Genomic DNA, 13,303 nt, shown 5'->3' on the forward strand with positions numbered 1-13,303 from the left:
CTGTTGTTGAAGTACCTTGTTATGTCAATGCTCAAGGTGTAGAACCTATATCACTTAGATTTAATATTCCAGATTTCCACAAAGGTTTAATGGAAGCTCAAGTTGCTGCAGAAAAGTTACTTGTAGATGCTTTCTTTGAAAATTCATATCAAAAAGCTCTAAAAGCCTTTACTTTAAATCAATCCGTACCTAATGGTGAAGTGGCTAAAAAGATATTAGATGAATTTATTGAAGTTAATGGAGAGTATTGGGTTGAATTAAAATAATATCATTTTTATTATCTGTGGAGTTTGATAATATAAACTCACTTTAAATTAAGATAGATTGTAAAATTAATTGCGACAAATATTAAAAGACTCATAACAGGTTCGTGTAAAATGTAAGTAATCACACAAACACTAACACGGAGGACTGTTATGAGCTACACATAGCTTACCATAGAAGAACGTTCGAAAATAGCAATACTTCATCAAGAAGGTTATCCAGTCAACCAAATCACTAAGTTACTAAACCGACATCGCTCTACCATTTATCGTGAATTAGGAAGATGTGTTTCTGGCGCTTATCAAGCAAGTACGGCTCATATGGACGAGCGTCAGCGAGACGCGGTTCCGCTGTACTAAACGATTTGAAAGCCTATCTGTTAATTCAGGTAGGCTATTTTTATTGGGAAATTTATTGTTTTGTTCGCTTACGGATATACTACAAGGTCGAGCGCCAGCGAGGCAATGATCCTTGAAGAAAGAACCCAGCCAATCGGCTGGGTTCTGTTGGTCCTTAGTCTTTATATTTCAGTCGAATACAGACAAAGTACCAGGACGTTGGTTCTTTCTTACGTCGGTATGGGGCATATCTTGAAGAAGCAGCTGAATTCCCCCCTATGTTGAAGTGACATTAAAAGATGATCATCGGCAAGCCCCACCGATTACCAAAGATGGTTTAGCTGTCTTGGGGGTCATGACTAACCAAGTTTAAGAAGAATTGGTTAATTTAGCCCGTCAGATTGGCCAAGTGTTCAAGGATGATTTAGCTAAGAAGGACTTAGACCTCAATGATATTAAGATTGAGTTTGGGATGGTTGATGGCCGAGTTGCTTTAATTGATAAAATTTCTGGGGAAAATATGCTGGCATACCAAGATGGTGAATATGTTTTACCTTTAGATTTAGAAAAGATTTTACTTGGCTAATATTTGAAGAGAAGGAACATCTTGATGGTAGCCTTTTTTATTTTCTATAAATAATTGTGAATTTTAACACAAAAAGACTTGAAATTTCCAGCTGGATTAATATAATATATTTATAAGAGTTAGGTTATTGATTAGTTTTTTTTATCGATTGATAAAGTAAGTTGATAGATACTAAATTTTTTCAGAATTAAGTAAAGTCGAATAGAAGGAGATGTAAAGTATATGTCATTCAAGCCAGGTACTTATCATGTTTCTGCAATTGGACATAATGGAGAAATCCCTGTCCATGTCACTTTTTCACAAGAAAGAATTGAGGAAATTACTTTTGATAAACTAAAAGAATCCTCTGGTTTATCTGATAAAGTATTTCGGGTGATACCAAAACAAATCATCGAGGGGCAAACCCTAAATGTTGATACGGTATCTGGAGCAACCTTCTCAAGCATTGGTTTATTAGCTGGGGTTAAGGAAGCGGTGAAAGAAGCTGGTGGCTCAGTATCAGAATTAGAGAACCGTCCACCTGCTCCCCATGCAGTGTCTAAGGATAAAGCGGTTAAAATGGCTGATGTATTGGTGATTGGGGGAGGGGCAGCTGGGATGACTGCCGCCCTCAGAGCTTCAGAATTAGGAAAAAAAGTTTTACTTGTTGAAAAAATGAGTTTTATTGGTGGAGCTATTTCCATCTCTGGTGGGAACCAAGTCGTAACTGGATCAAGAGTACAAAGACGAGCTGGAGTTGAAGATGATAGTCCTGAACTTATGTTCCAAGATTTTATGAAAAATGGCTCTGATACGAATATTGATTATCTATTAAAATTATTTAGTGAAAATGTCGGAAAGGCAACAGACTGGGTGAACCATTATGTGCTTTACGATTTCCCAGCAGGCATTCATTATCTAGCGGAATATCAAAAAAACCGTGAATTTGCTTATTTAAATGGCGGACATGGTTTTGCAGATGCCATGCGTAAAGCAATTAAGAAGGCAAAAATAGAAGTTTTGCTTGAAACCAGTGTACAAGAATTAATGGTTGAAGATGGCCGTGTTGTGGGTGCGATTGCAAAAGAAGTCAATGGAAAAATTGATTATATCGGAGCAAATTCTGTCATTATTACTACGGGGGGGTATGGTAATAATGTTGAATTATTAAGTGATGAATTGAAAAAAGTTTTATATTATGGTCCAGTGTCAGCAACTGGCGACGGTATTTCTTTTGCTAGTAAGGAACCTGTAAATGCGGCCTTGGTCAATATGGATAAAGGAAAGATTTATCCAAATGGGATGGAAATATCTCCAGGTAGAGCTAAATCTACCATTGCGGGGAATTTAGTAGTTCTTGGTGAAAATGCCTTATTATTGAATTCTAAGGGTCAACGGGTTATAAACGAAAAAGCATCGAATAAAGAAATTCTTGAAGTTTTACTGAAAGAACGTCAACAAATGTTGTACCTATTTATGGATCATAAACGGTTCCAACTCTTTAAAGCTAAGCTAAACGCAGATGGTGTGTCTGATAATGATCTTGAAAAATGGTTTAGCCAACCAGATCAAACACCATATTTGTTTAAAGCCAATAACTTAAAAGACCTAGCTAAGAAAGCTAAAATGAATCCTCAAGCTTTAATCGAGACAGTGAACCGTTATAATGAGTTCGTTAAAGTGGGCAAAGATAGTGACTTTAACCGACAAGCTGAATTCCTAAGAATTCCAATTGAAGAAGGCCCTTATTACTTAGTCGAACAAAAACCACGTTTTGCCACGACCTTAGGTGGTTTAAAAGTAAATAAAGATTTACAAGTATTGGATAAAGATGGTCTTGTTATTGAAGGTTTATATGCTGCTGGCGAAACCGTAGGCGGAGTCATGGGAAATGATTCTCCTTCAGGTGCAAACAATGCTTGGGCGATTACCTCAGGTATGTTAGCAAGTGAAAAAATAAATAGTAAAAAATAAAGGTAGAATAATAGGGATTGGGCAAAAAAAGCCCAATCCCTATTATTTATTGATAATAAAATATTGTAACACAGTGGTTGATTAGGATGGAAACCGCGTCGCATAGCGACTTGTTCCATCCTAATCAACTTTGCGGGGGCGGGCAGACAAAGCGAAAATCAGAGATTTTCTACTTCTTTCCCGCTCCCATTCATGCTATGCTTGAATACTGTATCTTTCAGCAACAAAATCAATAAAATTTTGGATAACTGGTGAGTGATAGATTGAATTGAGATAAGCCATATAAAATACTTGGCCGTATTGTAGGTTATCGATTTGTATCTCTTTGACATCTAATAATTGGTTGATGGGTAATCTGGGAAGTAGGGCAATACCAAAACCGGCTCCAACCATTCCTGCAATCGAATCATCTTCTTCAAGCTCGTGACTAAAAGTAGGATTTACGTGTTGACTAGCATAAATTTTATCAACAATGGTACGGATTCCCGAAGAATGTTTGAAGCGGATATGGGGATAAGCTAAGGTTTTATCTAAAGTAATATGGTCAAATTTTGCTAAGGCATGATTTCTAGGAACTAGTAAGATCATTTCTTGTTGGCTTAATGGAACATAAGTGATCTCTGGATTGTCCTCAGTCTTTGAGCAAAAGACTAGGTCATAGCGTTTATTTTTTAACCCATCAATTAGACCGGTCGATAAACCATTCCCTGTAGAGAATATAAAATTAATATCTACATGCTCATGAAGTTGTTTAAATTTTTGGGCAGCGTTGGGGACAATTTTTTGACTAAGAACCCGAATGGTTCCTACCCGAATTAATCCTGACCCCATACTTTGAAGCTTCATATCCATGATAATTTCGTCGAATTGATCAATATTATCTTTTACTTTATGATAAAAATCTAGGCCAATATGGGTTAAACTGATATTTCTACCAGATTTTTCAAAAAGCCGTAAACCTAATTCGTCTTCTATTTGATTAATGGCATAGGTTAGGGTGGGCTGGCTGATGTTTAAATCTTGGGCCGCATGTGAATAGTGTTCAATTTCTGCTAATTTAATAAAATAACGGAGATGTGTTAGATTCATTAATTTTTCTCACTTCCTTTAATAATAATTATAACTAATTTATAGAAAAATTCTATAGAAAACGCTAAAAACATTAAATTGATTTCCTTTATTGTGAATTTTATAATTTGTATATCGAATAAAGGAAAGGTGATTTAAATGTCAAAAGAATTTCCAATTACAGTAAGTTCATGGACTCTAGGAGACCAATGTAAGTTTGAAGATCGGGTTAAAGCTTCAAAAGAAGGCGGCTATGAAGGTATTGGTTTACGTGCAGAAACTTATGTTGATGCATTGAATGAAGGGTTAACTGATCAAGATATCTTAGATATCTTAGCTAAATATGATATCAAGGTAACAGAAGTAGAATATATTGTTCAATGGGCTGAAGAACATCGCTCTTATGAACAAAAATACAAAGAACAAATGTGCTTCCATATGTGTGACTTATTTGACGTAAACCATATTAACTGTGGTTTAATGGAAGATTATTCTGTAGAACATACTGCTAAGAAATTAGCTGAGTTATGTCAACGTGCAGGCGACCGGATTATTGGGGTTGAACCAATGCCATATTCTGGTATTCCTGATTTTGAAAAAGCTCTTGCAGTTGTTAAAACATCAGGTGCTGACAATGCAAAAATTATTTTAGATACTTGGCATTGGGTACGTGCAGATCAAGCCTACCGTGAATTAACACCAGAAGAAGCAGACTTAATCATCTCAATTCAAGTGAATGATGCTTATGATCGTCCATACGCTAAATCAATTTTACGTGATGAATCAATGCATGACCGTTTGGCACCAGGTACTGGTGTTAAAGATACTGCTGGTTTTGTTAAGATGATCAAAGACGCAGGAATTAAACCAAAAGTAATTGGGGTTGAAGTAATTTCTGATGAAATCTTAGGTCGTGGACTTGCTGAAGCAGCTAAATATACATTTGAAACAACTCAAAAAGTTTTATCTGAAAACTGGCCTGAAGCAGCTAAATAGGTTCGGAAAAATAAGGAGGAAATAAATATGTCAGATCAATGGTTAGGTTTACAAGGCAAAGTTGCCGCAATTACTGGTGCTGTTGGAGGTATGGGTCGGACAATCGTTCAAGAATTTGCAAAACAAGGGGTAAACATTGTTTTATTAGATATCAAAGAAGATGCCTTAAATGAATATGCTCAAGAAGTAGCAGATGAATTTGGCGTAGAAACATTACCAATTGTAACAAATTCAACCAAAGAAGAAGATGTCGATAACGCCGTTGCTAAGTCAGTTGAAAAATTTGGGCATGTCGATATTTTAGTTAATACCGCAGCTATGTTAAGAGCATGTCCTTTAGAAGACCTACCACTCGATGAATGGCGTCAAACATTGGAAATTAACCTTACTGGCTATTTCTTAGTATCTCAACGTTTTGGCCGTCAATTTATTAAACAAGGTAAAGGGAATATGGTCCATATTTCTACAATTGCTTCAATCTTCCCTGAAACATATTCTGCAGCTTATAGTTCTACTAAAGCTGGTGTAAATATGATGTCTCGTCAAATTGCCGCTGAATGGGGACAATTTGGAGTACGGAGTAACTGCATCCAACCATGTTTTGTTAAAACACCATTATCTGAAGCCTTCTATGCTGATCCAGAAGTTGAAAATGGTCGCAAAGCTTTAACTGCCAATAAACGTATTGGTAATACTATGGATATTGCCAACGCAGTTCTATATCTATCATCTGATCGTTCTGATTATACAAATGGTCATGAACTACGGGTTGAGGGTGGATTTGGTATTATGATGGGTGACCAAACACCAAAACCTGGCGGACGTCGTGAATATGCAGTTAAAGAACATGATGCATATTTAGAACGTATTGGTAAAAAATAATAATAAATAAAAGGCTAAGGCTGTGGGCATCCTCAGCCTAGTTCTTTACAAGTGTTTGTGAAAAACGTAATTAATAAAGGAGAGAATTATTATGACAAAAGTAACAGGACACACTAGTTTATATGCATTATTTGGATATCCAGTAGAACATAGTAAATCACCAGAAATGTACAACTATTGTTTCAATAAAATGGATACAGATTCTGTCTATGTAACCTTAGAAGCTCGCGAAGATGATTTTGAAAATGCCTTTAATGCGGTTCGTTCTACAGATATTAAAGGTGGCAATTTAACCATGCCCGTAAAAACTCTAGGTGCAAAATATGCCGATGAGTTGACTGACTCTGCCCGTTTAATTGGTGCTGTTAATTGCTTCAGAAATGATAAAGGTAAAATTTATGGCCATAATACAGACGGTAAAGGTTTCATTGATAATTTATTGAATAATGGTCATGAAGTTAAAGGTAAAAAAATGGTCTTGATTGGTACCGGTGCAGCAGCAACTGCGATTGCTTGCCAAGCGATTATTGATGGTGTTCATGAATTATCAATTTTCAACCAAAAAGATAAATTCTATGAAAATGGCGAAAAAACCGTTGAAAAACTTACTAAAGAATTCCCAGATCGAGTAATTACTATGAATGATTTGGCTGATGAAGATTTATTGAAAGAAAAAATTGCTGCGGCTGATATTTTAACTAATGCAACTAAAGTTGGTATGGAACCAAATGAAGACCAATCATTGGTTAAACCAGAATATTTCCATAAAGATTTAATTGTCACAGATACTGTATACAGTCCTTTAGAAACTAAATTAATCAAAGAAGCTCAAGCCGCTGGCGTTAAAGCAACTTATGGTGGTATTGGTATGCTTTTATATCAAGGTGCCGCTGGCTTTAATTTCATGACAGGTCAAGATATGCCAGTTGAAGATGTTAAACGAGATGTTTACGGACTATAAGACTATAAAAAGTAAGGAAGTGAAATAGCTTGGATATGTTTAAAAATAATAAGTACAATCTTGGCGCATTTATGCTATATATGTGTATGTTCCTTCATGGGATTCAAGCGATTGTATTATCACAAAACACAGATGTATTCGCAAGTCGCTGGGGAACAGATGCTGCAGGGGTTTTATCAGTAATCGCTTGGACCGGGGTTGGTAAAATACTATTCCAAGCTTTTTCAGGGTCCTTGTCTGATAAAATTGGCCGTCGTCCCATGGTAGTAACCGGGGCCCTTGGATATGTGGTATTATTTGGCGCGTTAATTTTCTGTAAGTCAATCTGGTTGGCAAATGCACTTTCCTTTATTGGTGGTGCTGCAACTTCACTTTATGATGGTGGTGTTAACCCAGGTGTTATGGAAATTTATCCAAATGATAAAAGTACAGCTTCAGTCATTAATAAGGGTGCTATCTCCGTTTCAGGAGTACTCTATCCGCTCTTAGTAGGATTTGTACTTTCTCATGAATTGTCCCCTAATATTTTGTTGATTATTCCTTTGGTCATTTCAATTTTAGTCTTTCTCGGTTTGCTCTTTGTACCACTTCCAGATGATGATATTCGCAAAGAACAAGGCGTGAGTGCTGCCGAAGCAATTAAGATTCTTGAAAAAGACCAAGCAGCTAATTCAACCATGATTCATAAAATTACTAAGGCTAATCGTTGGTTTGAAGGCCTACTTTTCCCAATTCTTGGTTTCTGTATCTATTCAACCTTCTACTTATTCCAACAAGTGGTAAGTATTTATGCGACTGATGTCCTAAATTTAGGGGCCCAAGGGGCAAGTCAAATGGCTTCAATTTACCAAGTAGGATCATTTTTAGCCGTTATCTTAAGTACTGTTATTATTGCTAAAGGTATTCGGGACATTTCCCTTATGGTTGTATTCCCACTCTTGGCTTCTGCAGGCGCTATGTTAGTTTACTTGATGCCGACTAATATTACACTGATGGTTACAGCTTTCGTAATTGGTTTCTGTGCTGCTGGTGGTATTCTACAAATGGGTAATTCCCTATTCAATCAATTTTTTGACACCAATAAGGGCCGTAATACAAATATTTACTTCTTTATTATGAGTCTCGGTTCATATGTAATGCCACGTTTAGCTTCTTATTTAAAAACGATTGACTTTACTAAAGTTATGCTCTTAGATGCAGGTGTTGCTTTCCTAGCCTTTTTATTAATGATATTGATTGCCATGCGGTATAAAAAAGTTTTCGGTGTTTCACCATTTTCTCGTACCAAATAAAGTATAGTTAACAAGGAGGATTAGTATGACAGAACAACTTCAATATGAAGCATCTTATCTGCCACTAGGTCCCTTCAAGGTTCGTTTCCCCTTTATTCATTATAAAGTCGAAAAAGTTGAATTTATACAAGGGATAATTTTAGGTGCTACGGCTTTAAGTGCTACTGTATATTTAATGGATGCCTTAGGTGTTTCTTATGACTTAGCTTACAATTTAGTTATCTTCGAGACATCTCTATATATGCTCCATGTCTTATTGGGAGATCCGGTGATACCTGGCTGGATTACTGCTTCACTTCCCTTAACATTGGTTTATTTAGCTGACTTCCAAATGGGGTCTGAAAGAATTCAAGCACTAGCTGCCCTTCAAATATTAGTTGGGATTATATTTGTGGTTATGGGAATTACAGGTTTTGCTAAAAAATTCGTAGGCTTAGTCCCATCCTCCATTAAAGGTGCAATTTTGATGGCCGCTCCTATTAGTGTCCTACAAGGACAACTGTCTGATACGGGTGGCATGCATACTTATCCGATTGCCTTGTTAGCTGGTTTTCTTTCTTTAGTTATTATTTCTTATTCTACTTTTTATGCAAAATTGCGTAAAAAATATAAAATCTTTGATTTAATAGGCAAGTATGGGAACTTATTTCCCTATCTAATTGCTATGGTGGTTGGTCTTCTAATCGGAGAGCTTAGTCCGAATCCGGTAGAGTGGGGTAGTATCATTCATTTACCAAATTTAAAATTTGTTTTCGGACAAATGTCGGTCTTTACGAATGGTTTCCCGCCTGTAAGCTTTTTCCTTAGAGCGTTTCCTTTAGCTTTAATTATATATATTATCTCCTTTGGGGATTTTATTACTAGTCAGTCTTTAGTCAAAGATGCTAAGACAGAACGGGATGATGAAATCGTTGATTTTAATGAAAATCGTTCTAACTTAATTGTAGGTTTCAGAAATCTCCTATTAGGAACTTTAGCACCATTTCCCCCAATGGCGGGTCCTTTATGGGCTGGAATGATGGTTTCAACCACCCAACGATACAAAGAAGGAAAAGGGGCTATGGATACTCTGATTGGTGGGATGGGTTCCTTTAGAATTGCAACCTTCCTTTGTGTCATGATTCTACCTTTAACAAGTTTTCTAAAACCGGTCTTTGCGGTGGGTGGGGCCATAACTCTAATGTTCCAAGCCATAGTTTCAGGGCGTATCGGTTTAGATTTCTGTGAAAATGATCTTGACCGTTTGATTGCACCGTTTACGGCTGCGGTCATTGCCTTTGCAGGTTCTGGTTGGGGCTTGCTGGTTGGCTTTGCCTTAAACTTCATCCTGGGAAATATTTCAATGAATGAATTAAAAAAATAATAAAATAAGGATTGTAAGGCTAGAAAGTGAAAACTTTCTAGTTTTTACTTATTTAGAGAGGAAACAGTGATGGTTAGTATGAAAATAGTCGAAGTAGCTGGCGTTAAGATTGGCTCAGGAATACCTAAAGTGATTGTGCCTTTAGTAGAAAAAGATTGTGAGGGCTTATTGGGGCAAGCAGAAAAACTCGCTACTGCCCCTTGTCAAATTGTGGAATGGCGCCTAGATTATTTCGACAAAATAAATGACAGTAGCAGATTGATTAGGACTGCTGAATTATTGAAGCAGAAGATAAAAAAACCATTGTTAATAACCTTACGTACGAAGAAGGAAAATGGTTATTTTGAGGGAACAATAGAAGAATATTATAGGATCTATCAAATCTTAATATCACATAAATTATGTGATTTAATTGATTTAGAATTTTTTATAGATGAGGATTACCAACAATTACTGATAAAAGCCGCCAAAGAAGTGAATATCAAAGTGATTTTATCAAATCATGATTTTGAAAAAACTCCTGCAAAAACAGAAATAATGCACCGTCTAAGGATGATGGAAAAAGGAGGGGCAGATATTTGCAAAATTGCAGTAATGCCTCAAAATAAGGGAGATGTGCTAACTTTATTAAATGCAAGTTACTCTCACAGTCTTGTGGCTCGTCAGCCATTTATTACGATGGCAATGGGACAAATAGGTAAAATCACACGATTATCTGGACAATTGGTAGGCAGTGCGGCTACCTTTGCTAGCCTTGGTAGAGGATCTGCACCTGGCCAACTTGACTTAAATACAGTAGTAGCTAGTCTTAAAATTTTGACTATGGAAAATTAAAAAATTAAGCATAAATGGCTTCTTTTAATTTCCTGGAGGAGTATAACATAGATATAAAATATGAAAGGGGGTTACAATTGGTCATAATATGATTGTTGCAGCTGGTGCAGTTGTGACTCAAGATGTAGCAGATAATACCTTGGTGGGGAGCGTGCCAGCCAGAAGGATTAAAGAACTAGAAAATGATTTAGAAAAATAAAGTAAAGCTCAATTCTGTAGATGGTTTTTGAATGAGTAAAGTGGAGTATTAAATAATATTAAGATCTTCCATTAATTTTATGAGAAAATTATTAAAAACTCTTGCAATCATCCTCATAAAGTTGTAATATCAAATCATCAAAAAAATAGTCTGAGAGGGAGATTTCCATGTTGAAGTCATCGACACAATATCAAGTCTTATTATTACTTAGCTTAATCATTAGATAGTGTTTGTATCTACTCCAATTAGATGCAAACACGACAAACCATCGTCAGTTTGTATCTATGAGGTGCTAAGTTAAAAGTCTTGCCCGCATAGATGATTCAATCTAAAGCGGGATTGGGAGAGCTTCCTTGAGTAATCTTTAAGCCTAATTTAGATTGTTAAATCTAAATTAGGCTATTTTATTGGGAATAAATGTATAAAAGGAGAGAATACCATGAATTTCAAAAAGTTTACTGTCAGTCTTGCTACTATGGTTACCCTACTTGCACCTGTTTCTGTATTTGCTCAGGATGCGATTAAAATTGGAGGCAACTTTGAATTATCTGGCCCAGCGGCTTCTTATGGCTCAATGATGAGTAAAGCGACTCAATTAGCCATTAAACAAGCGAATGATAATAAAATGCTCGATAGTACGGTTGAATACGTTGAATTCGATAATAAATCTGATCTGACGGAAGCAACCTCAGTTGCGAATCGTTTAGCCAGTGAAGATGTGGTTGGAGTGGTTGGCCCAGCCACTTCTGGGGACGTGAAGGCCCAAATGTCTGTCTTAGATGAAGCCAAAGTACCGTCACTAGCCCCAGCTGCTACTTTAGATGGCTTGACCATGAAGGATAACGGGGATGTTTTTAATTACTTCTACCGGGTAAGTTTTGAAGATTCCTATCAAGGGAAAGCTGCCGCTGCCTATGCGGTGGATACATTAGGGGCTAAGAAGGTCGTTGTTGTGACTGATCAAGCTAATGATTATTCATTAGGTTTAGCCGATGCCTTTAAAGGAGCCTTCCAAGAAAAGGGTGGTCAAGTTGCTTCTGAAGCTTCTTTCCAAACAGGTGACACAGATTTCTCAGCGGTTTTAACTACCCTAGTTGGCCTAGACTTCGATGTACTTTATGTACCGGTTTACTATACTGAAGCAGGTCTCTTCATTAAACAAGCCCGGGAAATGGGAATTACCCAACCAATTGTAGGAGGGGATGGTTACCATTCAGATATCTTGGTTGAACTAGCAGGTGCAGAAAATGCCAATGACGTTTATTATACCTCTCACTTTTCTACCAAGTCTGATGATGAAAAAGTAAAAGCCTTTATTGATGCTTACAAAGCAGAATATAATGAAGAACCGGATACGTTTGCTGCGCTTGCCTATGATGCTACCAATGTTATGTTAGACGCTGTCAAACGTGCAGGTTCAACTGATAAAGAAGCTGTCAACAAAGCCTTAGCTGAAACTAAAGACTTCCCAGGAATTACGGGTACTTTCACCATTGATGAAAACCATAATCCAGTCAAGACTGCAACTATGATTAAATTAACTAGCGGAGAAGTTGAATCGGCAGAAGAAGTGACCGCTGAATAGAACAGCAAAGTTTTAGCCTCATTTATTATCTTGTCGTCACCCCTATATGTCGTACCCTAATAAAAATGAGGGTCACCTTTGCTTACTGAAAGGATGGAAAACATGCAGCTATTTATGCAGCAGATGGTTAATGGGATTGCCCTAGGCTCAATTTATGCCTTGATTGCTTTGGGATATACCATGGTTTATGGGACCATCAAATTAATTAATTTTGCCCATGGGGAGGTTTATATGTTAGGGGCCTTCACTGGTTTTTATCTGGTGACTGTCCTACAAGTCAATATATTTTTAGCCATGGTGGTTGCCATGTTGGCTACTTCCTTGTTAGGGGTAATTATCGAACGTGTAGCCTATAAGCCTTTGAGAAATTCAACTAGAGTCGCAGCTTTAATTACGGCGATTGGTGTTTCTTTTTTCTTACAAAATATCATGATTTATTTTGTAGGCCCAGAAGTAAAAGCCTTTCCGTCTCCAATCAAAGTGACTATCTTAAAGGTATTTGGCTTAGTAATTACTTCTAAGCAAATTTTGGTGGTCGTCATGACTGTGATTCTAATGGTTGCCCTTCAATTAATTGTCCAAAAAACAAAAATGGGGAAGGCCATGCGGGCGGTAGCAGTCGATCCCGAGGCCGCGCAATTAATGGGAATCAACGTCGACCGGGTAATTTCATTTACCTTTGCTTTAGGTTCCGGTTTAGCTGGGATTGCCGGTATCTTAGTGGGGATTTATTATAATTCCATTCAAGCCACTATGGGGACAGCTCCCGGATTGAAGGCTTTTATTGCCGCGGTGATTGGCGGGATTGGTTCGATTCCAGGCGCTATGGTCGGAGGCTACCTCATTGGGATTCTTGAAACCCTGGTGACAGTCTTAGGTTTTTCAAATTACAAGGATGCGGTCGTTTACGCCCTCTTGATTATTATCTTATTGGTTCTGCCTTCTGGTTTATTTGGCAAGAATGTTAAGGAAAAAGTATAGG

The 13,303-nt window shown here is 37.1% G+C and carries 13 protein-coding genes and 1 pseudogene; 13 read left to right on the forward strand and 1 reads right to left on the reverse strand.

Features of this window, described 5'->3' with window-relative positions; translation table 11 throughout:
- From G396_RS09950 to G396_RS09960, 4 genes are all read left to right on the forward strand, one after another.
- The coding region (locus tag G396_RS09950) for a family 4 glycosyl hydrolase (RefSeq protein ID WP_034907436.1) at positions 1 to 266 on the forward strand (266 nt) is incomplete at its 5' end.
- 171 nt (positions 267 to 437) lie between these two features.
- On the forward strand, positions 438 to 623 hold the full coding sequence (locus G396_RS12075; RefSeq protein ID WP_081683529.1) for a helix-turn-helix domain-containing protein: 186 nt from the start codon (positions 438 to 440) through the stop codon (positions 621 to 623).
- Positions 624 to 981: 358 nt separating this feature from the next.
- A complete protein-coding gene (locus G396_RS11775; protein ID WP_028124940.1) occupies positions 982 to 1,188 on the forward strand; it encodes a phosphoribosylaminoimidazolesuccinocarboxamide synthase in 207 nt (68 codons plus the stop codon).
- 222 nt (positions 1,189 to 1,410) lie between these two features.
- Positions 1,411 to 3,141 carry an FAD-dependent oxidoreductase gene (locus G396_RS09960; protein ID WP_051221070.1) on the forward strand — a complete coding sequence of 577 codons (1,731 nt, stop codon included), beginning with the start codon at positions 1,411 to 1,413 and terminating at the stop codon, positions 3,139 to 3,141.
- 195 nt (positions 3,142 to 3,336) lie between these two features.
- Here the strand turns inward: G396_RS09960 and G396_RS0102475 are convergent, their stop codons facing one another.
- Complete coding sequence (locus tag G396_RS0102475; protein WP_028124941.1) at positions 3,337 to 4,230, reverse strand: LysR family transcriptional regulator; 894 nt, start codon at positions 4,228 to 4,230, stop codon at positions 3,337 to 3,339.
- Positions 4,231 to 4,368: 138 nt separating this feature from the next.
- Here G396_RS0102475 and G396_RS0102480 point away from each other — a divergent pair, with 138 nt between their 5' ends.
- From G396_RS0102480 to G396_RS0102520, 9 genes and pseudogenes are all read left to right on the forward strand, one after another.
- Positions 4,369 to 5,205: a sugar phosphate isomerase/epimerase family protein gene (locus G396_RS0102480; RefSeq protein WP_028124942.1), complete on the forward strand. Its 837-nt coding sequence runs from the start codon at positions 4,369 to 4,371 to the stop codon at positions 5,203 to 5,205.
- 27 nt (positions 5,206 to 5,232) lie between these two features.
- Positions 5,233 to 6,087, forward strand: a complete 855-nt coding sequence (locus tag G396_RS0102485; protein ID WP_028124943.1) for an SDR family NAD(P)-dependent oxidoreductase — start codon at positions 5,233 to 5,235, stop codon at positions 6,085 to 6,087.
- A gap of 91 nt (positions 6,088 to 6,178) precedes the next feature.
- Entirely contained in the window at positions 6,179 to 7,048 is an 870-nt protein-coding gene (locus G396_RS0102490) for a hypothetical protein (protein WP_051221073.1), read from the forward strand.
- A 35-nt stretch (positions 7,049 to 7,083) separates the two neighbouring features.
- The gene (locus G396_RS0102495; protein ID WP_028124945.1) at positions 7,084 to 8,340 is read left to right on the forward strand and encodes an MFS transporter; all 1,257 of its coding nucleotides are present in this window, start codon (positions 7,084 to 7,086) and stop codon (positions 8,338 to 8,340) included.
- Between the two features lie 25 nt (positions 8,341 to 8,365).
- Entirely contained in the window at positions 8,366 to 9,703 is a 1,338-nt protein-coding gene (locus G396_RS09965) for a hypothetical protein (protein ID WP_034907437.1), read from the forward strand.
- Between the two features lie 78 nt (positions 9,704 to 9,781).
- The gene (gene aroD / locus G396_RS0102505; RefSeq protein ID WP_028124946.1) at positions 9,782 to 10,537 is read left to right on the forward strand and encodes a type I 3-dehydroquinate dehydratase; all 756 of its coding nucleotides are present in this window, start codon (positions 9,782 to 9,784) and stop codon (positions 10,535 to 10,537) included.
- A 67-nt stretch (positions 10,538 to 10,604) separates the two neighbouring features.
- Positions 10,605 to 10,736, forward strand: a pseudogene (locus tag G396_RS11150) (acyltransferase); the annotation flags it as partial.
- Positions 10,737 to 11,175: 439 nt separating this feature from the next.
- Positions 11,176 to 12,321, forward strand: coding sequence for an ABC transporter substrate-binding protein (locus G396_RS0102515; RefSeq protein ID WP_034907439.1), 1,146 nt, complete (start codon positions 11,176 to 11,178; stop codon positions 12,319 to 12,321).
- 102 nt (positions 12,322 to 12,423) lie between these two features.
- Positions 12,424 to 13,302, forward strand: coding sequence for a branched-chain amino acid ABC transporter permease (locus G396_RS0102520; RefSeq protein ID WP_028124948.1), 879 nt, complete (start codon positions 12,424 to 12,426; stop codon positions 13,300 to 13,302).
- The last annotated feature ends 1 nt before the right edge of the window (position 13,303 follow it).

Source organism: Eremococcus coleocola DSM 15696 (assembly GCF_000428865.1).
GTDB classification, from domain to species: domain Bacteria; phylum Bacillota; class Bacilli; order Lactobacillales; family Aerococcaceae; genus Eremococcus; species Eremococcus coleocola.